23 protein-coding genes are annotated in these 24,739 nt (G+C 65.0%); 21 read left to right on the top strand and 2 right to left on the bottom strand.

Going from position 1 to position 24,739, the window contains the following annotated elements; genetic code table 11:
• Positions 1-236 precede the first annotated feature (236 nt).
• Genes C7440_RS15080 through C7440_RS15045 form a run of 8 tightly spaced genes read left to right on the top strand, consistent with a single transcriptional unit; the run spans position 237 to position 9,070 of the window.
• Positions 237-1,136 (top strand): TrbG/VirB9 family P-type conjugative transfer protein, encoded by a 900-nt coding sequence (locus C7440_RS15080; protein ID WP_083851291.1) that lies wholly within the window; start codon positions 237-239, stop codon positions 1,134-1,136.
• A complete protein-coding gene (locus C7440_RS15075) occupies positions 1,136-2,728 on the top strand; it encodes a hypothetical protein (protein ID WP_017524655.1) in 1,593 nt (530 codons plus the stop codon). The genes C7440_RS15080 and C7440_RS15075 overlap by 1 nt, the downstream gene beginning before the upstream one ends.
• A gap of 3 nt (positions 2,729-2,731) precedes the next feature.
• Entirely contained in the window at positions 2,732-4,135 is a 1,404-nt protein-coding gene (locus tag C7440_RS15070; RefSeq protein ID WP_017524654.1) for a type 4b pilus protein PilO2, read from the top strand.
• Positions 4,086-4,505: a hypothetical protein gene (locus tag C7440_RS15065; protein WP_133244300.1), complete on the top strand. Its 420-nt coding sequence runs from the start codon at positions 4,086-4,088 to the stop codon at positions 4,503-4,505. Before C7440_RS15070 ends, C7440_RS15065 begins: the two co-directional genes overlap by 50 nt.
• 2 nt (positions 4,506-4,507) lie before the next feature.
• Positions 4,508-6,271, top strand: coding sequence for an ATPase, T2SS/T4P/T4SS family (locus C7440_RS15060; protein WP_243410937.1), 1,764 nt, complete (start codon positions 4,508-4,510; stop codon positions 6,269-6,271).
• On the top strand, positions 6,268-7,398 hold the full coding sequence (locus tag C7440_RS19900) for a general secretion pathway protein (protein ID WP_165832605.1): 1,131 nt from the start codon (positions 6,268-6,270) through the stop codon (positions 7,396-7,398). The genes C7440_RS15060 and C7440_RS19900 overlap by 4 nt, the downstream gene beginning before the upstream one ends.
• A 39-nt stretch (positions 7,399-7,437) precedes the next feature.
• Complete coding sequence (locus C7440_RS15050) at positions 7,438-8,007, top strand: type 4 pilus major pilin (protein WP_116519096.1); 570 nt, start codon at positions 7,438-7,440, stop codon at positions 8,005-8,007.
• 10 nt (positions 8,008-8,017) lie between these two features.
• Complete coding sequence (locus tag C7440_RS15045; protein ID WP_116519095.1) at positions 8,018-9,070, top strand: type II secretion system protein; 1,053 nt, start codon at positions 8,018-8,020, stop codon at positions 9,068-9,070.
• A 46-nt stretch (positions 9,071-9,116) separates the two neighbouring features.
• Here C7440_RS15045 and C7440_RS15040 read toward each other — a convergent pair whose 3' ends face one another.
• Entirely contained in the window at positions 9,117-10,340 is a 1,224-nt protein-coding gene (locus C7440_RS15040) for a urate hydroxylase PuuD (RefSeq protein ID WP_116519094.1), read from the bottom strand.
• Between the two features lie 52 nt (positions 10,341-10,392).
• On the bottom strand, positions 10,393-10,746 hold the full coding sequence (gene uraH, locus C7440_RS15035; protein WP_017524647.1) for a hydroxyisourate hydrolase: 354 nt from the start codon (positions 10,744-10,746) through the stop codon (positions 10,393-10,395).
• 153 nt (positions 10,747-10,899) lie between these two features.
• Here uraH and C7440_RS15030 point away from each other — a divergent pair, with 153 nt between their 5' ends.
• The 13 genes from C7440_RS15030 (at position 10,900) to trmD (ending at position 24,662) form a co-directional block, all read left to right on the top strand.
• The gene (locus C7440_RS15030) at positions 10,900-11,664 is read left to right on the top strand and encodes a GntR family transcriptional regulator (protein WP_017524646.1); all 765 of its coding nucleotides are present in this window, start codon (positions 10,900-10,902) and stop codon (positions 11,662-11,664) included.
• Positions 11,661-12,605 carry an allantoinase PuuE gene (gene puuE / locus C7440_RS15025; protein WP_116519093.1) on the top strand — a complete coding sequence of 315 codons (945 nt, stop codon included), beginning with the start codon at positions 11,661-11,663 and terminating at the stop codon, positions 12,603-12,605. Before C7440_RS15030 ends, puuE begins: the two co-directional genes overlap by 4 nt.
• Positions 12,602-13,123 carry a 2-oxo-4-hydroxy-4-carboxy-5-ureidoimidazoline decarboxylase gene (gene uraD / locus C7440_RS15020; protein ID WP_116519092.1) on the top strand — a complete coding sequence of 174 codons (522 nt, stop codon included), beginning with the start codon at positions 12,602-12,604 and terminating at the stop codon, positions 13,121-13,123. Before puuE ends, uraD begins: the two co-directional genes overlap by 4 nt.
• A gap of 32 nt (positions 13,124-13,155) precedes the next feature.
• On the top strand, positions 13,156-14,205 hold the full coding sequence (alc, locus tag C7440_RS15015) for an allantoicase (protein ID WP_116519091.1): 1,050 nt from the start codon (positions 13,156-13,158) through the stop codon (positions 14,203-14,205).
• A gap of 24 nt (positions 14,206-14,229) precedes the next feature.
• Positions 14,230-14,775, top strand: coding sequence for an ureidoglycolate lyase (locus C7440_RS15010; RefSeq protein WP_017524642.1), 546 nt, complete (start codon positions 14,230-14,232; stop codon positions 14,773-14,775).
• A gap of 154 nt (positions 14,776-14,929) precedes the next feature.
• Positions 14,930-16,390 (top strand): xanthine dehydrogenase small subunit, encoded by a 1,461-nt coding sequence (gene xdhA / locus C7440_RS15005; protein ID WP_017524641.1) that lies wholly within the window; start codon positions 14,930-14,932, stop codon positions 16,388-16,390.
• Positions 16,387-18,777, top strand: coding sequence for a xanthine dehydrogenase molybdopterin binding subunit (xdhB, locus tag C7440_RS15000; protein WP_116519090.1), 2,391 nt, complete (start codon positions 16,387-16,389; stop codon positions 18,775-18,777). Before xdhA ends, xdhB begins: the two co-directional genes overlap by 4 nt.
• Entirely contained in the window at positions 18,774-19,808 is a 1,035-nt protein-coding gene (xdhC, locus tag C7440_RS14995; protein ID WP_116519089.1) for a xanthine dehydrogenase accessory protein XdhC, read from the top strand. Before xdhB ends, xdhC begins: the two co-directional genes overlap by 4 nt.
• A gap of 84 nt (positions 19,809-19,892) precedes the next feature.
• Positions 19,893-22,517: an alanine--tRNA ligase gene (gene alaS / locus C7440_RS14990; protein WP_116519088.1), complete on the top strand. Its 2,625-nt coding sequence runs from the start codon at positions 19,893-19,895 to the stop codon at positions 22,515-22,517.
• 4 nt (positions 22,518-22,521) lie between these two features.
• On the top strand, positions 22,522-22,770 hold the full coding sequence (locus C7440_RS14985; protein WP_116519087.1) for a sulfurtransferase TusA family protein: 249 nt from the start codon (positions 22,522-22,524) through the stop codon (positions 22,768-22,770).
• Between the two features lie 147 nt (positions 22,771-22,917).
• Positions 22,918-23,172 (top strand): 30S ribosomal protein S16, encoded by a 255-nt coding sequence (rpsP, locus tag C7440_RS14980; protein ID WP_017524636.1) that lies wholly within the window; start codon positions 22,918-22,920, stop codon positions 23,170-23,172.
• 30 nt (positions 23,173-23,202) lie between these two features.
• Entirely contained in the window at positions 23,203-23,820 is a 618-nt protein-coding gene (gene rimM / locus C7440_RS14975; RefSeq protein WP_116519086.1) for a ribosome maturation factor RimM, read from the top strand.
• A 5-nt stretch (positions 23,821-23,825) separates the two neighbouring features.
• Positions 23,826-24,662: a tRNA (guanosine(37)-N1)-methyltransferase TrmD gene (trmD, locus tag C7440_RS14970; RefSeq protein WP_116519085.1), complete on the top strand. Its 837-nt coding sequence runs from the start codon at positions 23,826-23,828 to the stop codon at positions 24,660-24,662.
• The last annotated feature ends 77 nt before the right edge of the window (positions 24,663-24,739 follow it).

The following is a 24,739-nucleotide window of genomic DNA, read 5'->3' as shown; positions in this document are numbered from 1 at the left end:
ACAAATTGAATATTTAGTTTTACTTGCTGTGAGCAATTTGTGACGGAAATCGGAATGTGGGTCAAGTGTTTTCTTAAGAGTTCGGTATAGCCTCATGGCTCAGAAGGGTTTTGTCCCGGCCATAAAATGTCGGTGGTGAGAGGGACGAATCGTTCCATGCGTATAACTCGGTCTAGCGCCCCTGCTTGAGCCCGTAGACCATGTGCTCCATCACACATGGCGAAACGGGTGGAACAATGGCGAGGCGTTCTTGGTTGTGCGCGGCAGCGGCCGTCTGGGCAATATCGGCTTCCGGTTGCACGAACCTGCCTGACTGGGCGTTGTTCGGCCCCTTGGGCGGCGAGCCAGAGTCCCGTGTCCCCGGCGGCTACTATTTTTCATGGCGTCTGTCGGGCGATCATCGTGCGGGGCCGCTGCAGGTGTTTGACGACGGGCGCAGCACCTGGCTGCAGTTTTCGCCCGATCAGGCCCTGCCGGCGATCTTTGCCCGCGAAGGGCAGGGCGACCGGCTTTTGCACTACCGACGCCACGGCCCTTATGTTGTGCTGGATGGCGTCTGGCCGCTTCTGGTGCTGCGGGCCGGCTCGCTCGAGAGCCGTGCCGAACGCATGGCCGCCGCGGGTTCCATGCAGGGCGCCGAGGCGGGCATGGAACCCGCGGCGGCCTCTCCCGTGGTGTCGAACGAGCCGCCCACGGCTTTGGCCCCGTCCGGGTCTTTGGCCATTGCGTCGCAGGCCATAGCGGCGCCGGTTGAAATGCCGGCGGGCAAACAAGACGCGCTTCCTTCCGGTTCCATGATCGAGGCGGCACTGCCCGAGCCGTTGCCCAAGCGTGCATCCCGTGCGCCCATATTCCAGGTTTCACCCCAAGACGGCAACATCCGCCTGGCCTTGCGGCGCTGGGCCGCGTCGTCCGGATGGACCTTCGAGGCCGAGCACTGGGCCGTCGATGTCGACATCCCCATTGTGGGTTCCGCTGTGTTCTCGCTTGAGTTCGACCAGGCGGTGCAGCAACTGCTGGCTTCCACCGAGCTCTCGGACCGGCCGCTGCAGCCCTGCTTTTATGCCAACAAGGTTCTGCGCGTGGTGCCCTATGCGCAAAACTGCGACCGCAGCGCTCCCCTGGAGCAAGCCTGATGCGCGGTCTGCGTCTTCTGTGCGCGATTTGCGCAACGGCCCTGCTGCATGGCTGCGCCCTCGAGCAAAAGCTGCGCGAGATCGCCTTGTCGGCCGAGGCCACCCACGCCCAGGTAAGCGGCCAGCGCAGCGTCTTCGCCGATATGGTAGGCAATGCCGAGCTGCGGCGCGCGGCGCAGCACGTTGACCGGCCCTGGCTGGCCGGGCGCGCGCAGCCATTGGCTCGCGAGGTGACACTGCCGCCCGCGCTCAGGGCCGATGTGCGCACTACGCTGGTGTTTCCCGGCGCGGCGCTCGACTTGCCGGCGATCGCCCAGCGCATCACGCTGGCCACCGGCATTCCTGTTCATGTCCGGCCCGACGCGCTGCTGCCGCAAGAACGCTTTACCCCGCGCCTGGCGGGCACCGCCGGCAACGCCGCGCCGGGGGTCGGCGCGGCGGCAACCATGCACCTGGCCGGGGAACCCGGCCCCTTGAGCAGCCTGCTTGACCGCATCGGGGCGGCCCTGGGCGTGCAGTGGCGCTATGCCGACCGCCGCATCGAGTTCTATCGAACCGAAACCCGCATGTTCAATGTCCGGGCGCTTACCCTGAATGCCGATGCCGAGGCGGCGCTGGGGTCGGGAACCGAGGCCACGGGCCATGGCTTTTCAAGCGCGTCCAAGACGCGCCTGACGGGCGGCAAGGCGTCCCTCATGGAAGTCGTGCGCCAGCGCATCGAGCCGTTTCTTTCGCAGGCGGGCGTAGTGGTGGCCGAGCCCGGCGCCAGCTCGACAGTCGTGGTCACCGATACACCCGACGTCCTGCAGCGCATCGCGCAATATCTTGACCACGAAAACCGTTCTCTTACACGGCGCGTGCGGCTCATCGTAGATGAAATCACACTGGCCACCCATGAGTCCGCCGAGGCGGGACTGGACTGGAACCTGATATTTTCCAGTGCCCGGGTTGCCGCGGCGGCATTCATGCCGGGGACCGGTCTGGAACAGGCCGGAGGTCTGGGCCTGGGCCTGAAGCAGGGGCCTTTCAGCGGTTCCGAGGTCATTGTCCAGGCGCTTGGACAGGCCGGGAAAATCGTCAGGCGCAGCAGCCTGCCGGTGCTCACATTGAATCGCAGGCCGGTTTCGCATGCGGTGCGCACCACCTTCTCGTATATCGATCAGGTCCAGACGACGGCGCTGCCCGACGGAGCTGGCGCCGCGCTGCCCACGGTATCGGTCAGCCAGCGCGAAGAAACGGTGGGCTCTTTGCTGACCCTCGTGCCCGATGCCCAGGAAGACGGCCAGATACTGCTTTCGGTGGCCTATGACAATACCGTGGCCCAGCCGCTCAAGTCGGTCACGTTCGGAGACAAGGCCCATCCGCTGCAATTGCAGCAAATCGCCATCGATGGCAACGGCACGGTGCAGCAAGTGGCGTTATGGCCCGGCCAGCCGCTGGTGATCTCGGGCTTTGAGCGGCGCCAGGAAGAGTCCGAGGCGCGCCGGCTCAATCCGGGCTTTCCCATGCTTCTTGGCGGCAGCGACCGTGCTTCGAGCCAGCATCTGACCACCATCATGGTTGTCACCGCACAACTCGAAGAAGGCTATTAGGGCATGCACCATATTCTGATCCGCTCCGTCCTTTCGGTCGACCTGGCCTTCGGCTTGCACTGGCTGCCCCTGATCAGCGGCCGGGCCTCGACCGCGGCACGGCGCATCGCCCGCCGGCACAATGCCACGCACATCGTTCTAGACGGCGATGCTCCGGCGTCCTTCGGCTATGGTTTTTTGCGCGCGCGGGCGACAGGCGGGCCGCGAACCGCTCATTCCGCAGCGCAGAACATGGCGCGGCTGCATCCTTCCGGAAGCGTGGCCGCCATTGTGCCCGTCGAACCCGAAGGCCACTGGCTGGTAGCCGTGCATGAAGGCGCGGTCATCGCAAGAACCGATGTCGTGTATCGCTTGCCCGGACAGGCTGAACAGGCCATGCACGAGCTGCGGCGGGCATACCCTCGACTCACTGTCCTGCATCCTGAAGGCGACGGCCTGACGCTCGAAGCCCTGGCGGCCGCGTCAGACGCGGGCACGGCATTGAAGAACACGGGCCATCGCCGCCGCCGGTGGCTGCTGGGCATGCTTGTGTTGGCCGCGACGGTTCTTGCATGGGTTGCGCTGAAGAACCCGGCGGATTCGGCGGTTGCGCGGCCGGGCTCTTTTGGCTTGGACGAGCACGAGATCCTGTTGCGATGGAGCAAGGCCTTCGCCTTGGCCGAGCAGGGCATTGCCATCCACGGCGTGGCGGCCACGCATGCCGTGCTGCGCCACTTGTACCAGGTTCCCGCCGCGATTGCGGGCTGGACGCTGCTGCGGGTCAATTGCAGCGCAAGCGCCAGCTCGTGGCGCTGCAATGCCGACTACGACCGCAAGCGACATGGCGCCGACAACCAGGGCCTGCTTGCGGCGGCGCCGCAAGACTGGCAGCTGGAGTTCCCCACGATAGACAGGGCGGGCGCCTCCTGGTCCTTCCGTACCGAGATTACGCCCATGGGGCGTGGCCACATCGATACCGCCGCCGACATTCGGCGCCACGTTCAAAGCGCCTGGCAGGGCATACGTCCGGCCTTCAGCCGTGTGGTGCTGGGTCCCGCGCGCCCGGTCGAGGTTCCGCCACCCCTGGATGACGCGGGCCGCCCCTTGCCGCGCCCCGCGGGCCTGCATGGCTATGCAAAAAGAACCGTCGATTTTGAAGGGCCGCTGCGCTCCATTAGCCTGTTGCTGCCTCATACCCGTTCCATTGCCTGGCGATCCATCACATTGGTCCTGGGCGACACCCCGCATCCCACGCTTGTGTCCAGCCGCTTGCGCGCCACGTTTCAAGGAGACCTTTATGAACTCTACGAAGCCGATAACTCCGCGAATGCCCCTTCTGCCGAGCAGGCTCACGTATCGGCCATGGACGAGGGCGGCAGTGCTGCTGGCCATGGCAGCGGGCTGCATGGGCCAGCCCCGGGCGAATGAGGTCGATCAACTGGCCTCCGACCAGATCTCGGTGCGCGAGCTGATGCGGCTTGAAACAGCCCAGGCCCTGCAGCGCCTGCGTGCCGCGGGCAAGCCCGCCATGGGCACCACCGCCTTGAGCACGGCCTTGCCGCTTGCCGCGCAGCCTTCGCCGGCCCGTCTCGTCGCGATCTACGGGGTGGGGGCCAAGCTCATGGCCGAGGTCCGGGTCGACGGCCAGACCTTGCTTTTCGTGCGCGGGCGCCCTGAAGCCGTGGGGCCTGGCAGGGCGCATGCCATGCGCCTTCTGGGCATCTCCGGCCGTTGCGTCGAGGTGTCGCTGCGGGGGCGGCAAGAATCCCTTTGCGCCGATCCGGCTGGCAGGCCCTAGCCATGCGAACCCCCTGGTCCAGGCTCATGCAGCCCCATCTGGCAGAAACCTCGGCGGCCCTGCCGCGTTTCGACAGCATCGACGCGCCGGTGTTCGAAGGACTCGACGACATACTGGCCATGCGGCCCGCCTTCCTGCGTTCGCTCAGCCTCGAGCTGGATGTCGAGGCGCTTGCCGCAAGGCTTTGCCCCATACTGCTCGAGGACGGCACGGTGGCCATACTGGCCCTGGCGGAACATGTCGGCGGCGATCAGGCCGACGCTCTTGCCCGCCATGCGGTCAGGCGGGGCTATCGACTGGCCCGGCAACAGCGTTATGTCCTGCCGGCTCCCCTGCTGCTTGCCATCGCGCGGGGCCAGGTCACTCCGGGAACCGCTGTGCACCGCAATGCACCCGACCCTTGTTCCGGAACGGCGCTTTCCGATGCCTTCCAGGACATGCTCGAATGGGGTGTACGCCATGGCGCAAGCGATCTGCACATCAACATCCACCTGCGCGAGGCCGAGTCCGAAGTCCGTTTCACGCTGTCGGGGCGCTACGTCGCGCCCGAGCGTTTCCAGCGCCTGCCCACCCGTACGCTCATGGACATGCTGGCGGTCGTATGGATGGAGGTCAAAAGCGGCAACGGGGCGGTGTTCGACCCTTCGGCCGAGCAGCAGGGCAGCCTCGTCAAAAGGGTGGACGGCCGCAGGGTGCTGCTGCGCTGGGCATCGCTGGCGGCCGAAAGGGGCCCCAGCGTATGCTTGCGCCTGCTTCACCGCGACGCGCTGGTCCAGATGCCTTCGCTGGCCAGCCTGGGCTACTTGCCGCATCAATGTTCGGCCATCGAGTCCGCCCTGGCCACGCAAGGCGGGGCCATCGTGTTTTCGGGCCTGGTGGGTTCGGGCAAGTCGACCAGCCTTGCCGCGATGATCGCGCGCGTGCCTTCCGACCGCAAGGTCATTACCCTGGAGGATCCGGTCGAGTACCTGATTCCCAATGCCGTGCAGAACAGCGTGGCGCGCGAGCTTCGGGAAACCGCCCACGACGATTACGGTTCAAAGCTGCGCACCTTGAAGCGCTCGGCCATGAACGACGTGCTGCTGGGCGAGGTGCGCGACCTTGAGTCGGGGCGCGCCTTCCTCGATCTGGTCGGTTCGGGAGTCAGCGTGTATACCACTACGCACGCCGCATCGGCCGCGCTGGTGGGCGACAGGCTGGCGTCCGACTTCATCGGCGTGCCGCGCGATTTCCTGGCCACCCCGGGCGTGCTCAAGCTGCTCGTGCACCAGGCGCTCTTGCCCGCGCTCTGCGCAGAGTGCGCCCTGAGCCTGGACGGTGTTGCCGAACTTGCCGAACCGCCCGCGGGAGCCGCGTCGTGGCAGTCGTGGCTGGACCTCCTGCAACGGCTCTATGGCGCTGACCCAGGGCAGCTGCGATGGCGCAATCCGGCCGGATGTCCTTCGTGCCGGCAGGCCGGCACGCTGCAACTGGCGGGTTATCGCGGCCGCACCGTGGTGGCCGAGCATATCGAGCCGGCACAAGAACACGAGCTGCTGCATTGCATGCGCCGGGGCGACAGTCTCGCCTATCTTGGCAAGCCTCATGCGGCCTTTCCGGGCATGCATCGCCCGGAAGCATTCACCTCCATCCTGCACTGTGCGATGTACAAGGCGCTGTCGGGCGTGATCGACATGCGCGACGTAGAGCGTGCCTTCGTGCCGTTGTCCAGGCAGGCGCGCCTGCAGTGCCTGGGGCAGGGGTCGGTCACGAGAATGCGGGCATGAGGCACTGGAGTCTTGCCGACGCTGCCGTCGCCCTGTTCAGCGCCCTGCTTGCCCGCCTGGACCGCCGGCTGTTCATGCCGGCGCGCGCCGACTACTACGAATTTCTTTCGGCCGTGATCAAGGGCGCCAAGGGCCGGCACACATTGCGCGACATCTTCGACCGCGATGCCCGCCGCTACGCGGGCACGGTGCGGGGCCGCTTGTCCAGCGCCTGGAGTCGCGGCTATCCGGCGGCCGGAGGCGATCTTTACGCCACCTGGCTGGGCTGTTTTCCCGCCAGCGAACTGGCCATCATCCGTGTTGCGCAGTTGTCGGGCAACGAGACGCTGGTGCACACCCTGGCCGATCTGGCCCATGCGCTTCGACTGTCGAAACGGTCGCGGCACATCGTGTGGGTCACCGTATGGTCGGGCGTGCTGTCCTTGTGCGTGCTGGCGGCCACCATCATGGCCGTGCCGCAGTTCACCGTGCCTCGCCTGGCACAACTGTTTGGAGCACTGCCTTTCGACTATTTCGGCTATTGGACGCAGGCCCTGTTCGCTTTCGCAGCCCTGGTGCGGGCGGCTTGGGCGCCGGTCCTGGCGGCATTGCTCGCTGGCGTCGCCATGCTGTGCTGGTCCATCCCCAACCTGACCGGAGCCCTTCGCAATCTGCTCGACCAGGTGTCGATCTGGAAGATTCACCGATGTCTCGGCGCCTTGCGCTTCATGTCGGTGCTGACCGTGGTGCTGCAGCGGCAGGGGGCTTCTTCCACCCAGCTGCGTACGGCAGTGGCGCTGCTCTGCGCCGGCGCGTCGCCCTGGATGCGCGGGCATCTCGAGGGCATGCTCGATCGCATAGACCATGGCCTGGTCGGCGCGGAAACCTTCGACACCGGCCTGCTCGATCGTGATCTGTACTGGTATCTGCAGGACATGGCCGAGGCGCGGGGCCTGGTGCGCGCGCTGGTGCTGCTGCGCGATCGCCTCGATGGGAGGGTGCTGCCGCAGGTGGCAAGGCAGGCTCAGGTGCTGCGCTGGGCGCTGCTGGTCTGCTGCGTGGCGGGCATGCTGGCACTGGGGCTGTGGCATTACGTCGTCATCGACGAATTGCGCCGTTCACTCATGATTTTCCACGCGAGCCAATGAGTGCGGCTCGCTTATTTTCAACGTTCCAAGGAGCTTTCCATGATCCACGCATTCTGCAACGCCGATCGCCAGCGAGGCTTTTCACTGGTCGAGGTCTCCATCGTCACGGCCATCGTGCTGCTGCTGGCCATCATAGGCATACCGGCCATAGGCAGCTACGTGGTCGAGAACAAAGTGCCCAAGGCGGGCGAGGAACTGGCCCGCTTCATCCTGCAGACCAAGGTCAATGCGCCCAACGGCACATCCTTGCCCTATGCCGCCATTGAAACCGCGCACTTTGCCTCTCTGGCGCGCGACTCGAGCGTCTTCTCGGTCGTCGGCGCCGATGCCGCCGCCAGGGTATTGCACGGCTTGGGCTCTGAAGGCGAGGTCACGGTGCAGCCGGCGGACTCGGGCGCCGCATTCTCCATCGGGCTGTCGCGTGTCCATCATGCCGCGTGCCCGTCGCTGGCCTCCATCCTGCAGCGCGTATCCGATGTCATCACGCTGACGCCCGACGGCGGCGGAGCGGTCGTCGTCAAGGACGCCACCACGTCCTACAGCGCGCTGGCGGTCGAGACTCAATGCGTGCGCGGCGACGCCAACGACTTTCTCTTCACCGTCAGCTAAAGGCGTTCCCATGACGGCTGGTTCTGGCTGCCCGCCACGCGCAACGACTGCAGGAACGCGCTGTCAACAAGGCTTCGTCCTTATTGAACTGGCCGTCGTATTGCTGATCGCGACCCTGGCGGCCGTGTTCGCCGCGGACCGCCTGGCCCAGGGCGCCCGCGACGCCGTGGCCGAGGCCCATGCGGCCTGGATGTCGTCCTTGCGGTCGGCTGCGCAGCGATATGTCGAACTGCATGGGCTCGTCCTGGCCGAAGAGGGCGGCGCAGCCCGGGTGCAGGGTTTTGCCAATGCTTTCGAGCCCACGGTGGCCGAGCTCAAAGAGACCGGCTTTCTGTCGCCGGGCTTTCCCGCCCGCGGCGCTCGCGGCCTGGGCGGGCGGGTGCTGTTGATACGCGGCGACGGCTGCCCGGCCGGCCTCTGCTCGATCGAAGCGCTGGTCTATAGCGATGGCGCTCTTGCTCGTGACGCCTCGGGCGGCCATGATTCCTCGATGGTGGCGCATTGGCTGAGTGTTTCCGGGGGACGAGGCGGCGCGGTCATGCCTGACCGACCCCATGTGGTCAGTGGCGCCGCCTTTTCCTTTCCCAACCCGCCGGTCGCGGGCATGCAAGCCCTGCCTGTCGGCACCGTGGCGATGTCGGTTACCACCGAGCAGCTTGCGAGTCTTGCCTACCTCAGGGTAGAAGACCGGCGCGACCCCCGCTTTCAGGGCTCGGCAAGCATTGCGGGCGACCTGAGCACCGGCGCGGCATTGCAGGTGCACGAGCATATTCGTATCGCCAGCCAGGCTCGGGCGCAAACCCCTTGCGATACGGGGGGTGCGATCGTGCGCGAGCAGAACGGAGGCCTGCTGGTATGCCGCGAAGGGCTGTGGCGCTCGGCTGGAGGCAGTGGCGGCGGAGGCTATTCGATCAACAGCCTGGCGGGCTGCGTCGCGGCAGGCGCCAACCCCATCACCGGCAACTGCTCCTGCCCGGCCGAGCACATGGCGGTGCGTATCGCCGACAGTACGTCGGCCGTGCCTTCCGAGGGCCGCACGCGCGGGTATATATGCGTGGGATGAGCAGGCCGCCCGTGCCGGGGCGGTGAGGGGCAGGCGCGTGATTCATTCAGGGCTTGCTTTGGGGCGCCGTCCACGCCGCGATGGTGTCGCGTTCGGCCTGGGTCATTTGCGTAAGATTGCCCAGCGGCATGTAGTTGTTGGCCACCACCTGCTTGACGAGATCGGGATGGGCAAGAAGCCCTTGCTCGGTTTCAAGAACCATGCCGGCGGGAGGGGCGGGAAAGCCCGGCTGGGTGGGATGTGCGGCGTGGCATTGCACGCAGCGCGCATGCATAATCTGCATGACCTGCGCCGTGCTCACGGTTTCGCCCTGGGCGTCCTGGCCTGTGGGTGCCGGCGCTGGCCGGGGTGCCGCGAGAAAGCCGATGGCCACCAGCAGGGCGACGCCCACGACCGGATACGCCAGCTTGTTCTGCCCGCTATGGCGCAGCACGAAGTACTGTCGTATGGCCGCCCCTGAAAAGATGAACAGGCTCAGGATGATCCAGGCATAGGGCCCGCTGTAGGTGAACGAATAGTGGTTGCTGAGCATCAGCAGCACCACGGGCAGGGTGAAATAGGTGTTGTGCACCGAGCGCTGCTTGCCCCGCTTGCCATCCAGCGGGTTGGGTTCGCGCCCGGCCTTCAGGGCATCGACCATGCGATGTTGCCCCGGGATGATCCAGAAGAATACGTTGGCGCTCATGCAGGTGGCCATGACGGCGCCGGTGATGAGGAATGCGGCGCGGCCCGGGAAAATCATGCAGCTCAGGTAGGCCACAACCACCATCATGACGGCCACCGCGACGCTAAGCACGCCGTCGCGTTCCATATTGGGGCTTATGCGGCGGCACAGCTGATCGTAGACGATCCAGCCAAGCAACAGGAAGACGATGGCGAGCAGGCTGGCCTGCCAGCCCGACATCGATGCGGCCCACGCCCAGCTGCTGCCCGGGTTGACCAGGTAGAAACCCGGTTTCAGCAGGTACATGGCCGCGAACAGGGCGAAGCCCGACAGCCATGTCGTGTAGGCCTTCCAGAACGACCAATGCAGGTCGTCGGGCAGTTCGGCCGGATTGGTGAGGTACTTCTGGTTGTGGTAGAAGCCGCCGCCGTGCACGCCCCACATCTCGCCGAATACGCCCCGCCTTTTTCCCTCGGCCGATTGGGGCGGGCGCAGGCTGTTGTCGAGCATGACGAAGTAGATCGATTCGCCTATCCAGGCGATGGCGGCCACCACATGCAGCCAGCGCAGCAGCACATTGCCGTATTCCAACAGGTAAGCTTCCATGGGTGTCAATCCCTTTGCGCGGCGCGCCCCGATGCGGGCGGCACACCCGGCATCAGCTGCCGCGGTAAGTGGAGTAGGACCAGGGCGTGACGACGAGCGGCACGTGGTAGTTCTGCTGCGCGTCGGCCACGCCGAAGTTGATGGCGACCTGGTCGAGAAACGGGGGATCGGGCAGGACGGTGCCCTTGGCGGCGAAATACTTGCCCACCTGGAACACCAGTTCGTATCGGCCCGGCTGCAGGCCGTCGCCTTGAAGCAGTGGAGCGTCGCAGCGTCCGTCGGCATTGGTAAGCACTTGCGCCAGAAGCTGCTTTTCGGCGCCCTGGATGGCGTAAAGCTGTATGCCCACCCCGTTTGCCGGCGTGCCGTGCAGGGTGTCGAGTACATGCGTGGAAAGCTTTCCCATGGTGTCTCCGGTTGCCTGCTCGAGCTGCCAGGTTTTTATCGCAAGAGGGAATCTGGCCGAAAACCAGATTGTCAACAATTTATGTTGACGATTCTGTTTTACATGCCAATAATTGTCAATAGCGGTTTGCCCATATTCTTCGACGGAGTAAACATGCTTTGCCTTGACCAGCATGCCGAACGCGACAGCGAAATCGCGGCGCCCAGAGCCTCGTCCTTGTTGGAAGGCGGGCTTGGGGGCGGCGAGGCCGACCGCGTCTATGCCGATATTTTCGACGCCGTCATGGATCGCCGCCTGCTGCCCGGCGCCAAGCTTACCGAGGCCACGCTGTGCGAGGTCTTCGCCTGCTCGCGCGCAACTGTGCGGGCGGCTCTGGCCCAGCTGGCGCACGACAAGATCGTGGTGCTCCGGCCCAATAGGGGCGCCTTCGTGTGGCGGCCCAGCCAGGCCGAAATGCGCGATGTCTTCGAACTTCGCCGGGACATGGAATGTCTGTTGATCGACAAGCTCGTGACCCTGACCGACCTGGCCCGGCGCCTGCAGCCCCTGCGCGACATGGTGCGCCAAGAGCACCAGGCCTTTGAGTGCGGCGACCGCATCAGCTGGCTCAGGCTGTCCAACGCCTTTCATGTAAAGCTGGCGCAATTGGCCGGCAACGAGGTTCTGACCGAGCTCATGCACAGCCTGTGCTCGCGTACCACCCTGATCATCGCCTACCGCGACACCCCCGCGGCCAGCACCTGCTCGTATATCGAGCACGAGCGCATACTCGATCTCCTGGCGGTGGCCGACCGCGAGGGTGCCCGCGAAGCAATGTCACATCATCTGAGCGATTGCGAACAACGCATGCTGCAGGTTTCGTCGGGGCGTACCGACCCCTGGGCAGCCTTCAGCGTCAAGCCCGAGGAGCAACCATGAGCCAAGCCTACCCCCGCGATCTCGTCGGCTATGGACGCAACCCGCCGCTGGCCGACTGGCCCGGCCAGGCCCGGCTGGCGGTGCAGTTCGTGCTCAACTACGAAGAGGGCGGCGAAAGCTGCGTGTTGCACGGGGACGAGGCGTCCGAGCAATTTCTGTCCGAGATCATCGGCGCGGCGGCTTATCCCGATCGGCACCTGTCGATGGAGTCCATCTACGAATACGGTTCGCGGGCCGGTGTCTGGCGCATCTTGAAAGAGTTCGAGCGCCGCGGGCTGCCGCTTACCGTCTTCGGCATCGGCATGGCGCTGGAGCGCAATGCCGAAGTCGCGCAGGCGCTGGTCGAGCTGGGCCACGAAATCGCGGCCCACGGCTATCGCTGGATCCATTATCAAAGCGTGCCTCCCGAGGTCGAGCAGGCGCACATGCGCCAGTGCGTGCAGGCCATCCAGGCGGTTACCGGCAGTGCGCCGTCGGGCTGGTACACGGGGCGCGACAGCCCGAATACCCGCCGGCTGGTGGTCGAGCATGGCGGCTTTCTGTACGACTCCGACTACTACGGCGACGACCTGCCGTTCTGGTGCGAGGTGGGCGTGTCAGACGGCTCGGTCAGGCCGCACCTGGTCGTGCCCTATACCCTTGATTGCAACGACATGCGCTTTGCCACCGCGCAGGGGTTCAACACCGGCGATCACTTCTGTTCCTATCTCAAAGACGCCTTCGACGTGCTGTACGCCGAGGGCGAGCATACGCCCAAGATGATGTCGATCGGCCTGCATTGCCGGCTGGTGGGCCGGCCGGGGCGTTTTGCCGGCCTGCAGCGCTTTCTTGATTACATCCAGCAGCGCGAGCGGGTGTGGATATGCCGCCGCGTCGACATTGCGCGCCATTGGGCCCAGCGCCACCCCTACCGGGGCGAGGCGGCAAGGACAATCGCATGAACATCACGCTTGCCGAGCTCAATGCCTTGCCCGTCGGGCGTTTCATAAGCCTGCTGGGGGGCGTCTTCGAGCACTCTCCGTGGGTGGCCGAGCAGGTCGCATCCCTGCGTCCCTTCGACAGTGTCGATGACCTGCATCGGGCCATGGTCGAGCGCGTTGCCGCCGCGGGGCCTCAGGCGCAAATGGAGCTCATCCGGGCCCACCCCGAGCTTGCCGGAAAGGCCGCCGTCCGCGGCGAACTCACGCCCGAGTCCACCTCCGAGCAGCAGGGCGCCGGCCTCGATCGCTGCACGCCCGACGAGTACAGCAGGCTTACCGCGCTGAACCAGGCCTATCGCGAGAAATTCGGATTTCCCTTCATTCTGGCGGTGCGCGGCCACGACAGGCAAAGCGTCATCCGTGAATTCAGGCGGCGGCTGGCATTGTCGCCGCCTGAAGAAACCGCCGAATGCCTTGAGCAAATCTACAAGATCGGGCGGTTTCGCCTCGATGACCTGGTCCGCAAGCCCGGTACCTGAGCTTGCCTCTTCTTTTTCTGGAGTGATGTCCCATGGCCGCCCCCAATTTGCCTGTTGGCACAGTAATCAACGCAGCACCCGTCACCGAGCCGCCGGTTTTCGCCGTGCGCCATGCCAACCTGGCTTCGGCCGATTTCGGCGCGCGCGTCGTGTCGTGCTCCGACGATTTCTTTGGTGAAGCCGACCGCATGCTGCAGTCGTCCGAATCGGTGTTCATCGTGGGCAAGTTCGATGACCACGGCAAGTGGGTCGACGGCTGGGAAACAAAGCGGCGTCGCCAGGGCGGACATGACCACGCGGTTGTGCGGCTAGGCCTGCCGGGCGTCGTCAAGGGGCTGGACATCGACACCAGCCATTTCACCGGCAACTATCCGCCGGCGGCGTCGGTGCAGGCCTGCTATTGCGCTGGTGGTGCCGACCCCGGCGCGGACGCCGACTGGGTCGAGCTTCTTCCCGCCACCTCTCTGTCGGGCGGCTCCCACCATTTCCTGCCCATCAGCGACGAACGTCCCTTTACGCATCTGCGCCTGAACATCTATCCGGACGGTGGTGTGGCCCGCTTCCGGGCCTATGGCCAGCCCTTGTGCGACTGGGCTGCAAAAGACCCGGACGCCCTGCACGAGGTCTCGGCGCTGGCCGCCGGCGGCCGCATCGTCAGCTACAGCGACGCCCACTTCGGCGTGCCTTTCCGCATGGTCATGCCGGGCCGCGGCGTGAACATGGGCGACGGCTGGGAGACCCGGCGGCGCCGCGACCCGGGCTACGACTGGTGCATCGTTGAACTGGGCCACGCCGCCGTGGTCGAAAAGATAGAAGTCGATACGGCGCATTTCAAGGGCAATTATCCCGACCGCGTCTCCATACAGGCGGCGCGGGTCGAGCAGGGCACAGACCAGTCCATCACCACCCAGGCCATGTTCTGGCCCGAGCTTCTGGGCGAGCAAAAAACCGAGATGGACAAGCAGCATTTTTATTCGGGCGATCAGATCCGTGCATTGGGCCCGATCACCCATGTCCGGCTCAATATGTTTCCCGATGGCGGCGTCAGCCGGCTGAGGATATGGGGGCGGCTGGCCCGATAGGGCGGCGGCGCTCAAGGAGAGATCATGGCCATACTCAAGCTCGAACGACTGGACAAGGAAGCCTTCGCACCCTTCGGCGATGTAATCGAGATGGGCGGACGGCCCTGGTTTCCGATCAACGGCGGGACCACCCGGCGATATCACGACCTGGGGCGTATCCAGCTCGGGGGCGACGACGGCCAGGCCGGCATCAGCATGGCGCGGGGCGATGCGTTCCAGCTTCCGTTGCGCATTGCCATGCTCGAACGCCATAGCCTGGGCAGCCAGGCCTGGATTCCCTGCAGCCAGACACCGTTCATCGCCGTGGTGGCGCCCGACGGCGCGGGCGACAGGCCGGACGAAGCCGCCATCCGCGCTTTCTACGTGGGCCCCGGCCAGGGCGTGAACTACCACCGGGGAACCTGGCACCATCCATTGATGGCGCTGGGCCGCCAGGGCGACTTCATCGTCATCGACCGCATCGGCGATGCGCCCGATTGCGACGAATACGTCCTGCACGAAGTACGCAGCATAGACGGCAGCTTCCGCAACCAGGCCGACGCCGTGGCGCTGCCGCCGGCAGGGGGCTGAAGGCCGCCGCCCGGGGTTCCCGGCCCGCCTTGCGCACACCGCGGGGCATGTTCGGAGCCCGGCTTATATTTAGGTATATAGTGTCCTTGCAGGGGCACGCATTACAAGAGCGGGCGAGGCAAAGGCCTTTGCCGTCGCCGGCCATGGAGACAACATGAACGTTCGAGGCGTCATCCGTTTTTACCTGAACGGCGTGCTTCACGAAGTTACGCCGCATTCGCCCACCCAGACCGTGCTTCAGTACCTGCGTGAAGACCGCAGGCTCACAGGCACCAAAGAGGGCTGCGGCGAAGGCGACTGCGGCGCGTGCACTGTTACGCAGGCCAGCCTGCAGGCTGACGGCCGCCTGGTTTTCCAGGCGATCAATGCCTGTATCCGCTTCTTGCCCACACTTGATGGCAAGGCGATGTGGACGGTCGAAGCACTGGAAGAAGGCGATTCGCTGCATCCGGTGCAACAGGCGATGGTCGATCATCACGGCTCGCAATGCGGCTTTTGCACGCCCGGCTTCGTCATGTCGATGTACACCATGTACCAGAACGGCCATACGCGTCCGGCCCGCCACGAGGTGTTCGACCACCTGTCGGGTAATTTGTGCCGCTGCACGGGCTACCGGCCCATTATCGATGCGGCCTGCGGCATGGATGCCTACCCGCCGGCCAGGCTCGACCACGAGGCGGTGCGCGGCCAGTTGCAGGGCTTGCGCGATACAAATGCGGGCATGCTGGCGATCGAGGCCCCGGGGCAATCTTATTTTGCGCCGACCACAACCGACGAGCTGGCCGAGCTTTACCTGCAACACCCCGACGCCATCTTGCTGGCCGGCGGAACCGACGTCGGCCTTTGGGTCACCAAGCAGCTCAAGACCCTGCCCGCCGTCATCTATCTGGGCGATATTGCCGAGCTGAACCGAATCGAAAAAACAAATGGGGCTTTGCGCATAGCCGCGGCGGTTTCGCTCAACGATGGCTACGAGGCCGTTGTCCAAGAGTATCCCGAGGCACACGAACTATGGAAGCGCTTTGCCTCCATGCCCATACGCAATTCGGGCACCCTGGTGGGCAACCTTGCCAATGGTTCGCCCATTGGCGACAGCGCGCCCCTGCTCATCGCCATCGGGTCCACCGTCATCCTGCGCAGGGGGGCGAGCCGCCGCGAGCTGCCGCTGGAAGATCTGTATCTCGACTACCGCAAGCAGGCTCGCGAGCCGGGCGAATTCGTAGAAGCCGTGGTCGTGCCCCGGCGCAATCCGCAATGCCGGGTGGCCACCTACAAGCTTTCCAAGCGCTTCGACCAGGACATCTCGGCCGTTTGCAGCGCCTACGCCCTGACTGTCGAACAAGGCAGGGTGGCTTCGCTGCGCATCGCCCATGGCGGCATGGCCGCTACGTCCAGGCGGGCACGCCACGCCGAAGAGGCCCTGCTGGGGAATGAATGGAGCGAAGCAAGCGTCGCGCTGGCAATGCAGGCGCTCGACCGCGATTACCAGCCCCTGACCGACATGCGGGCCTCGGACGACTACCGCCGAAAATCGGCTCGCAACCTGTTGTATCGCTTCTATCTTGAAAGCACCGGTCAGGCCGATGCGCGCATCCTGATGAAGGGGGTGTCATGAACAAGCCATATCAGACCGTCGGAAGGCCGCTGGCGCATGAAAGCGCTCGGCTGCATGTCACGGGCCAGGCGCAGTACACCGACGACGTGCCCGAGCAGCAAGGCACGCTTCACGCGGCGCTGGGCCTTTCGTCCCGTGCCCACGCCGCCATTGTTTCCATGGACCTGTCCAGGGTGCGGGCGGCGCCCGGCGTCGTGGAGGTCGTCTGTCTCGACGACGTGCCGGGCGAAAAATACCTGGGCGCCTACATCCACGATGAACCGGTCTTTGCCGATGGCCATGTCCAGTACGTCGGCCAGCCCCTGTTTGCGGTAGCCGCCATTTCGCACGACGCGGCGCGGCGGGCCGCCCAGCTGGCGCAGGTGCAATACCAGGAACTTGAACCGGTGCTTTCGGCCGACGATGGCGCCCGGCGCGAGTCTTATGTGCTGCCTCCGGTGCGCATCGCGCGCGGCGATGTGCCGGCCAAGCTGGAACACGGGCGGCATCGCCACCAGGGGCGACTGTATTGCGGCGGCCAGGAGCAGTTCTACCTCGAGGGCCAGATCGCCTACGCCCAGCCCGGCGAAAACGGCGAAATTCTGGTGCTCAGCTCCACCCAGCATCCCACCGAGATGCAGAGCATGATCGCCCATATGCTGGGACGGCCCCTGCATGCGGTCAGGGTGCAGTGCCGCCGCATGGGAGGCGGTTTCGGCGGCAAAGAAAGCCAGTCATGGCCTTTCGCCACGGCGGCGGCCCTGCTGGCGTGGCGCACGGGGCAGCCAGTCAAGCTGCGGGCCGACCGCGACGACGATTTCATGGTGACCGGCAAGCGGCACGACTTCTCGGCCGGCTATGACGTTGCCTATGACGACCAGGGCATGATCGAAGCCGTGTCCTTCGAGCAGCGGCTGCGCTGCGGCTATTCGGCCGACCTGTCGGGCGCGGTGGCCGACCGCCAGGTGTTCCACACCGACAATGCCTACTACCTGCCGGCCTTCGACATTCTTTCGCTGCGGGTCAAGACCAACACGCAGTCCAACACAGCATTCAGGGGCTTTGGGGGGCCGCAGGGCATATTGTGCATCGAGTATGTGCTTGACGACATCGCGCGGCGCCTGGGGCTCGACGCGCTTGATGTGCGCAAGCGCAATTTCTACGGCGTCGATGAGCGCAATGTCACGCCCTACGATACGGTGCTTGAAGATAATGTCCTGCAGCCATTGGTCGATCAGCTCGAGGCCTCTTGCGAGTATCGCCGCCGCCGAGACGAAATCCGGCGTTTCAACGCCGCAAGCAAGGTGCTTAAAAAAGGCCTTGCGCTGGTGCCCGTCAAGTTCGGCATCTCGTTCACGGCCACTCACCTGAACCAGGCGGGGGCGCTCGTCCATGTCTACACCGACGGCTCCATCCTGGTCAATCATGGCGGCACCGAGATGGGACAAGGGCTCAATACCAAGGTGGCGCAGATCGTCGCCGAAGAATTCGGCGTCGACATCGGCCAGGTGCGGGCCTCGGGCACCGACACCGCCAAGGTGGCCAACACGTCGGCCACGGCGGCATCCACCGGCACCGACCTGAACGGCAAGGCGGCGCAAGACGCCTGCCGCAAGATCAAGTCGGTCCTGGCCGCTTTCGCGGCCGACCAGTACGGCTGCGACGAGCAGCACATTCGCTTCGAGGACGGCCAGGTATATTGCGGCGACCGCGCCGTGCCGTTTCGCGAGTTCGTGCAAAAGGCCTATATGGCACGTGTTTCGCTGTGGTCGTCGGGCTTCTACAAGACGCCCAAGATCCACTACGACATGAAGAAGCTGACCGGCCGGCCCTTTTACTACTTCGTCTATGCGGCCGCCTGCTCCGAGGTCGTCATCGACACTCTTACCGGCGAGAACCGCCTGCTGCGCACCGACATACTCTACGACGCCGGGCGTCCGATCAACCCCGCGGTCGACCTGGGCCAGATAGAAGGGGGCTTCATACAGGGCGCAGGCTGGCTCACCTCTGAAGAGCTGTGGTGGGACGAGCAGGGCGCACTGAAAACGCATGCGCCCTCTACGTACAAGATTCCCTCGGTGTCCGATTGTCCCGAGCAGTTCAATGTCGCGTTCTTTGACAACGGCAATGCCGAGAACAATATCTATCAGTCCAAGGCCATGGGCGAGCCGCCCCTGCCACTGGCCATTTCGGTCTTCCTGGCCATACGCGACTCCATCGCCTCGGTGGCCGAGCCGCGCGCCGACATTCCGCTCGATGCGCCGGCTACCGCCGAACGTATCCTGCGGACGCTGGACCGGGTCGCGCCCAATCGCTTTTCTCCGACTGCAATGCCTGGCGAGGCGGTCGATTTGCCCGACGAGACCGTCGAGCTTTCGGCCGGGCCAGGCAGCGGAACAGGGCAATGAACACCCAGCTTGCGCCGTCCGCACTGACCGTCCATGGCCAGTGGCTGGCAGCCGCCCGTTCCCGCCTTCGGCAGGGCGAGCCCTTGGTGCTGATCACTGTCGCACGGGCTCTTGGATCTACCCCGCGTGATGCGGGCACGCGCATGTGGGTCGACGCCGACGGGGCTCATGCCACCATAGGCGGCGGGCATCTTGAACTGCAGGCCATCGAGGTGGCTCGCGCCATGCTGGCCGACGCCGGTGCGCCTTCGACACAGGTGCGCCACTATGCCTTGGGGCCCAGCCTGGGCCAGTGCTGCGGCGGCGCCGTATGGCTGGCGTTCGAGCGCCTGGAACCGCAAGACCTTGCATGGTGCGATGCGCTGCATCAAGTGCTTGAACGCGGAGCCGCGGGGCGCCGCGTGCGCCGCTGTTCCGCAAGGCAGGCCCCGGGCGGCGGGGCCCATGCGCCCGACGTACGCGTCGAAGCGGTGGACAGCCTGGCCGTGGCCCAGCCCGACGCCCGGTGGCATGAAGAAGACGAACTGCTGGTCGATCTTACCCCGGCCGCCGCGCCCCTCGTCGTGGTGTGCGGCGCGGGGCACGTGGGCAAGGCCATCGTGCGCGTCCTGGCCGAGCTTCCGGTTCGCGTGGCCTGGCTCGACCCGCGCGAAGACGAGTGGCCGGCCCATCTTCCGGACAATGTCCAATGCCTGAGCGGCGATGCCGACGATGTGCCCGATTTTCCGGATGACGCCTGCTGGCTGGTGCTGACGCACAGCCATGCGCTCGATCTGGAAATCGTCGAACGTGTGCTGCAGCACAAATCGTTTCGCTATCTGGGCCTTATCGGCTCGGACACCAAGCGCGCCAAATTCAGGGCGCGGCTGCTGCGCAAATTTCCATCACGGCTTGTCGACCGGGTGGTTTGCCCGATAGGCATCGTCGAAACCTCCAGCAAGCTGCCGGGCGTCATCGCGGTATCGGTAGCGGCCCAGATCGTGGGCCTGCTCGAGCACGCCGCCATGGCGCTCGAAGAGGCGGACGCCTAAGGGCTCAACCCCGCCGATTACCTTGTGCGCAACACCCTCTATAATGATTGGTTACCTACCTTAATTTGCGCGCGTTTTTCCCTGATGAAAACCACCGAAATCCGTCAAAAATTCCTTTCGTTTTTCGAATCGAAGGGCCATGCCGTCGTGCCGTCTTCGCCACTGATTCCGGCCAACGACCCCACCTTGCTGTTCACCAATGCAGGCATGGTGCAATTCAAGGACGTATTCACGGGCAAAGAAACGCGCCCCTATCACCGTGCGGTCAGTTCGCAGCGCTGCGTTCGGGCCGGCGGCAAGCACAACGACCTCGAGAACGTGGGCTACACGGCCCGGCACCACACGTTTTTCGAGATGCTGGGCAATTTCAGCTTTGGCGATTACTTCAAGCACGACGCCATTGCCTACGCCTGGGAACTTCTTACCAAGGTCTATGGCCTGCCTGCCGAGAAGCTCTGGGTCACGGTCTACCACGAAGACGACGAGGCCCACGACATCTGGCTGAACGAAATCAAGGTGCCCGCCGAGCGCATCATCCGCATCGGCGACAACAAGGGTGCACGCTATGCGTCCGACAACTTCTGGCAAATGGCCGACACCGGCCCTTGCGGTCCCTGCTCCGAAATCTTCTATGACCACGGCCCCGGCATCTGGGGCGGCCCTCCGGGCTCGCCCGAAGAAGACGGCGACCGCTATATCGAGATCTGGAACCTGGTGTTCATGCAGTTCGAGCGCGATGCGGCGGGCAATATGCTGCCCCTGCCCAAGCCCTGCGTCGACACCGGCATGGGCCTGGAGCGCATCGCGGCCGTACTGCAGCATGTGCATTCCAACTACGAAATCGACCTCTTCCAGGCGCTTATTGCCGCGGCGGGCCGCGAAACGGGCTGCACCGACCTGGCCGACAACTCCCTGAAGGTCATCGCCGACCACATCCGCGCCTGCAGCTTTCTGGTCGTCGACGGCGTCATCCCCAGCAACGAGGGCCGTGGCTATGTGCTGCGGCGCATTGTGCGTCGGGCGCTGCGGCATGGCCACAAACTGGGCCAGCCCAAGCCTTTCTTCCATCGCCTGGTGGGCGATCTGGTGGCGCAAATGGGCGACGCCTACCCCGAACTGGCCGCCAACCAGGCGCGGGTGGAGCAGGTGCTGCGCCAGGAAGAAGAGCGTTTCAGCGAAACCCTCGAAAACGGCATGAAGATACTCGAGGCCGCCCTGGGCGGACTGGGCAAGGGCGATCGCCTTGACGGCCAGACCCTGTTCACGCTGTACGACACCTATGGCTTTCCGGTGGATCTTACCGCCGACATCTGCCGCGAACGAGGCGTCGAGGTCGACCACGAAGGCTTCGAGGCGGCCATGGCGCGCCAGCGCGAACAGGCGCGCGCGGCGGGCAAGTTCAAGGCGGCCGAAGGGCTCAGCTACCAGGGGGTCGAAACCCGCTTCGAGGGCTACGAGCACCTGCAAGGGCAGGGCACGGTCACGGCCCTGTATGTCGACGGCGTATCGGTCGACCGCATCGAAGAAGGCGCCCAGGCCGTAGTGGTGCTGGACGCCACGCCCTTTTATGCCGAATCGGGCGGCCAGGTGGGCGACGCCGGCCTGTTGCAGGCGGGCCCGGCGCGTTTCCAGGTGTCCGACACGCAAAAGATTCAAAGCAATGTCTTCGGCCATCATGGCCAGCTTTCAGGCGGTGCCCTGGCCGTGGGCCAGGCCGTGCAGGCGCAGGTCGACGTCCAGCGCCGCGCCAGTACGGTGCGCAACCATTCGGCCACCCACCTCATGCACAAGGCGCTGCGCCAGGTGCTGGGCGAGCACGTGCAGCAGCGCGGCTCGCTGGTCGACCCCGACAAGACCCGTTTCGACTTCGCCCACGACGCTCCGCTCAGCGCCGCGCAGATCAGGCAGGTCGAGCAGATCGTCAACGACGAAGTCCTGCAGAATCGCGATGTCCAGGCAGCCTACATGTCGTATGACGAAGCCGTGGGCGGCGGCGCGGTGGCGCTGTTCGGCGAAAAATACGGCGACGTCGTCCGTGTGCTTGACATCGGCTTTTCCCGCGAACTCTGTGGCGGAACCCACGTGGCGCGCACCGGCGACATCGGCCTGTTCAAGGTGGTGTCCGAAGGGGGCGTGGCCGCCGGCGTGCGCCGCATCGAGGCGGTTACCGGCGACAACGCCCTGCATTGGGTGCAAGATACCCAGGCCGTGTTGCAGCAGGCGGCAGCCTTGCTCAAGGCCCAGCCGTCCGACCTGGGCGATCGTATCCAGCAACTGCAGGGCCAGCTTAAAAGCCTGGAGCGCGATCTCGATCAGGCCAAGAGCAAGCTGGCCGCCTCCGCAGGCAACGACCTGGCGGGCCAGGCGGTTGCCCTTACCGGCGAGGCCCGGCTTTTAGTGGCCAACATCGCCGGAGCCGATCCCAAGGCGCTGCGGGGCATGGCCGATCAGCTCAAGGCCAAGCTCAAGTCGGCGGTGGTGCTGTTGGCCACCGAGGCCGAGGGCAAGATCAGCCTGGTGGCGGGCGTCACCTCCGACCTTACCGGCAAGGTCAAGGCCGGCGATCTGGTCGGCATGGTGGCCGGCCAGGTGGGCGGCAAGGGTGGTGGCCGCCCAGACATGGCCATGGGCGGTGGTTCCGATTCGGCAGCCTTGCCGGGCGCCATGGCGCAGGTGAACGACTGGGTGCTGGCCAGGCTTCAGGGGTAGCGATATGTCCGACACTGGCGAAACGCCTCAATTCGATCTCGAGGTGGATGCAACGGGCCTGAAATGCCCGCTGCCCATCTTGCGCGCCAAGAAGGCGCTGGCGCAGTTGCAAAGCGGCCAGGTACTGAAGGTGATCACCACCGACCCCCATGCCGTGCGCGATTTTCAGGCTTTTTCCAAGCAGACCGGCAACGGCTTGCTGGCCCAGGTCGAAGGCGAGGGCAACGTCACCCATTTTCTGGCCCGTCGTTAAGCATCCGGCGCGGCGGATACGTGCCGTAGCGCCTCATATCTTGCGCGACGAAGCTTGTTTTGAGGATTCTTGCCTTTTCAGTTTGCCCAGCAAGCCCGAAAGATGCTAGAATCTATTGTTTTTCACCTCATTTTCAAAGGATTACCTATGGTGGTGATTCGCTTAGCCCGTGGCGGCTCGAAGAAGCGTCCGTTTTACAATGTAGTGGCAGCCGATTCACGCAATCGCCGTGATGGCCGCTTTATCGAGCGCCTGGGTTTTTACAACCCGGTAGCCAACGAAGGCCAGGAAAACCTGCGCCTGGCTCTGGACCGCGTTGAATACTGGACCAGCAACGGCGCACAGCTGTCGCCTGCCGTTACGCGTCTGGTTAAAGAATTCTCCGCCAAAGCGGCTGCCTGATCGCAGCAGGCCTGGTCGGACGAAGTCGGCATGACCGACACGCAATCCGGTGATTCGCCGCACGATCTGATCGAGCTGGGGCGTATTGTTTCGGCATATGGCGTGCAAGGCTGGGTCAAGATCCAGCCGCATTCGTCCCAGGCCGAGGTATTGCTGCAGTCGAAAGACTGGTGGTTGAAGGCGCCCGTCCCGCTTGCCGGCGGGGCGGGCGCTTTTGCGCCTGCACGTCCTGCCGATGTGCAGGCCGCGCGCGCCCACGGCTCGACCGTGGTGGCGCGGCTTGGCGTCGCCCCCGACCGCAATGCGGCCGAAGCGCTAAAGGGCCATACCGTCTGGGTGTCGCGCTCTCAGTTTCCGCCCGAACAAGACGACGAGTACTACTGGGTCGACCTTATAGGCTGCCTGCTGTATGGGAAAAAAGAGGGCGAGCCCGAGCTCATCGGGCAGGTCGTCGACGTTTCCGACAATGGCGCCCACGCCGTGCTGCACGTGGCCCGCGGGCAGATCGGCGCCGGCGGCGAAATCAGCTTGCTGCAAAACCAGAAAGGCCGCCATATCGAAATATTGGTGCCTTTCGTAAGCGCGCACGTGCATACTGTCGACATCGCCGCCAAACGGCTTGAAAGCGATTGGCCGGCCGACTTCTAGCCGCCATGCGCTTCGACGTCATTTCCCTGTTCCCCGAGCTGTTCTCCGCCGTGCGAGACCATGGCGTCACCGGCCGCGCGCACAAGCAGGGGCTGTGGTCGCTGCGGGTCTGGAATCCCCGAGATTTCACCCACGATGTGCATCGCACTGTGGACGACCGGCCCTATGGGGGCGGGCCCGGCATGGTGATGATGGCGCAGCCTCTTGAAGAGGCCGTGCAGGCGGCTCAGGCCGACCGTGCTGCCTGGGTGAATCGCGTCGCCCAACAAGATTGCGGCACCGAAACAGACCGTGCCGGCCGGGCGGCCTACACCGCCCAGCCCTCCGGCGGAGGCGCACCGGTTTGGCTCATGAGCCCCACGGGCCGCCGTTTCGACCAGCGCATGGCGCAGGAGCTGTCGGAAGGGCAGGGGGCGGTACTGATCTGCGGCCGCTACGAAGGGGTAGACCAGCGCTTCATCGAGCGCTGCGTCACCCACGAGGTTTCGATGGGCGACTTCGTGTTGTCGGGAGGCGAGATTCCGGCCCTGGCCATCATGGACAGTGCCGTGCGTCTGTTGCCGGGGGCGCTGAACGACCGGGAGTCGGCGCAGCAGGATTCTTTTCACGATATGCTCACGGGCCTGCTCGATAGCCCGCATTACACCCGGCCCGAGGTCTACCAAGGCGAATCGGTGCCGGCCGAATTGCTGTCGGGCCACCATGCGAACATCGCGCTATGGCGCCGTCGGCAGTCGCTGGCCCTTACCCAGGCCCGCCGACCCGACCTCATCGAGGCGGCCCGCAGGGCGGGGCGGCTCAGCAAGGCCGACGAGGCGTTTCTGGCTTCGCTCAAGCCTTAGAAAGTTTCTCTTATTAGACCTTGAGGCCGTTCCATCAGAGCAGTTTGCGGCGTTTCAGTCGCGCCAGAGGCGCATTG

This window comes from Pusillimonas noertemannii, assembly GCF_003096595.1.
Lineage (GTDB): Bacteria > Pseudomonadota > Gammaproteobacteria > Burkholderiales > Burkholderiaceae_B > Pusillimonas > Pusillimonas noertemannii.
Note: the sequence above shows the minus strand (reverse complement) of the source record. Positions and strands in the feature narration are given on the sequence as shown.

Bases quoted from the DNA above. Each gene is read 5' to 3' on its own strand.
- alaS (WP_116519088.1), top strand. From the start codon at position 19,893: ATGAAAACCACCGAAATCCGTCAAAAATTCCTTTCGTTTTTCGAATCG.
- C7440_RS15075 (WP_017524655.1), top strand. From the start codon at position 1,136: ATGCGCGGTCTGCGTCTTCTGTGCGCGATTTGCGCAACGGCCCTGCTG.
- xdhB (WP_116519090.1), top strand. From the start codon at position 16,387: ATGAACAAGCCATATCAGACCGTCGGAAGGCCGCTGGCGCATGAAAGC.
- C7440_RS15030 (WP_017524646.1), top strand. From the start codon at position 10,900: ATGCTTTGCCTTGACCAGCATGCCGAACGCGACAGCGAAATCGCGGCG.
- C7440_RS14985 (WP_116519087.1), top strand. From the start codon at position 22,522: ATGTCCGACACTGGCGAAACGCCTCAATTCGATCTCGAGGTGGATGCA.
- C7440_RS15060 (WP_243410937.1), top strand. From the start codon at position 4,508: ATGCGAACCCCCTGGTCCAGGCTCATGCAGCCCCATCTGGCAGAAACC.
- C7440_RS15045 (WP_116519095.1), top strand. From the start codon at position 8,018: ATGACGGCTGGTTCTGGCTGCCCGCCACGCGCAACGACTGCAGGAACG.
- C7440_RS15010 (WP_017524642.1), top strand. From the start codon at position 14,230: ATGGCCATACTCAAGCTCGAACGACTGGACAAGGAAGCCTTCGCACCC.
- puuE (WP_116519093.1), top strand. From the start codon at position 11,661: ATGAGCCAAGCCTACCCCCGCGATCTCGTCGGCTATGGACGCAACCCG.
- C7440_RS15070 (WP_017524654.1), top strand. From the start codon at position 2,732: ATGCACCATATTCTGATCCGCTCCGTCCTTTCGGTCGACCTGGCCTTC.
- rpsP (WP_017524636.1), top strand. From the start codon at position 22,918: ATGGTGGTGATTCGCTTAGCCCGTGGCGGCTCGAAGAAGCGTCCGTTT.
- xdhC (WP_116519089.1), top strand. From the start codon at position 18,774: ATGAACACCCAGCTTGCGCCGTCCGCACTGACCGTCCATGGCCAGTGG.
- xdhA (WP_017524641.1), top strand. From the start codon at position 14,930: ATGAACGTTCGAGGCGTCATCCGTTTTTACCTGAACGGCGTGCTTCAC.
- C7440_RS19900 (WP_165832605.1), top strand. From the start codon at position 6,268: ATGAGGCACTGGAGTCTTGCCGACGCTGCCGTCGCCCTGTTCAGCGCC.
- C7440_RS15050 (WP_116519096.1), top strand. From the start codon at position 7,438: ATGATCCACGCATTCTGCAACGCCGATCGCCAGCGAGGCTTTTCACTG.
- rimM (WP_116519086.1), top strand. From the start codon at position 23,203: ATGACCGACACGCAATCCGGTGATTCGCCGCACGATCTGATCGAGCTG.
- uraD (WP_116519092.1), top strand. From the start codon at position 12,602: ATGAACATCACGCTTGCCGAGCTCAATGCCTTGCCCGTCGGGCGTTTC.
- C7440_RS15040 (WP_116519094.1), bottom strand. From the start codon at position 10,340: ATGGAAGCTTACCTGTTGGAATACGGCAATGTGCTGCTGCGCTGGCTG.
- trmD (WP_116519085.1), top strand. From the start codon at position 23,826: ATGCGCTTCGACGTCATTTCCCTGTTCCCCGAGCTGTTCTCCGCCGTG.
- C7440_RS15080 (WP_083851291.1), top strand. From the start codon at position 237: ATGGCGAGGCGTTCTTGGTTGTGCGCGGCAGCGGCCGTCTGGGCAATA.
- uraH (WP_017524647.1), bottom strand. From the start codon at position 10,746: ATGGGAAAGCTTTCCACGCATGTACTCGACACCCTGCACGGCACGCCG.
- alc (WP_116519091.1), top strand. From the start codon at position 13,156: ATGGCCGCCCCCAATTTGCCTGTTGGCACAGTAATCAACGCAGCACCC.